The sequence below is a fragment of the Thermus sp. FJN-A genome (assembly GCF_054655095.1).
Map to the genome: position 1 here is coordinate 1 of NZ_BAAHSC010000147.1, position 443 is coordinate 443.

Annotated in this window: 1 protein-coding gene; it reads right to left on the minus strand. The window is 71.1% G+C overall.

Features of this window, described 5'->3' with window-relative positions:
- On the minus strand, positions 1–443 hold a 443-nt coding region (locus ACYQ0J_RS00755; protein ID WP_460170291.1), incomplete at both ends, for a metal-dependent hydrolase.

Consider the following 443-nt stretch of genomic DNA (forward strand, 5'->3'; position numbering starts at 1 on the left):
CCGGAGAGGGCGAGGAAGAGGGCCAGGGTGGCCTCCTGGGGGGAGGCGTAGCGGATTCTCCACTCCCGGGAGGGGAAGAAGAAGAACTGCACCCGCCAGGGCCAGAGGAGGGGCACCCCGTTCACATTCATGGTGTCCAGGAGGAGGTGGGAGAGGTAGCCCGTCAGGAAGGCTCCATAGGCCCCCGGGGCCGCCTGGCGGAGGGGAAGGAGGAGGAGGGCGAGGGCCAGGAGGAAGGGCAGGGAGTGGGTGAGGGTGCGGTGGCCGAAGCGCCTTTCCAGGAAGGTGGAGAGGGGCCTCAGGAACTTGCCGGGGCCGGAGGTGGTGGTGTCCACATCCGGCATCACCGCCCCCCAGGCCAGGGCCAGGCCCTCCAGGAGGCCCACCTCCACCCCGAAGCCCCGCAGGAGGGAAGCGGTGAGGGCGGCCCCGGCCAGGTGGGT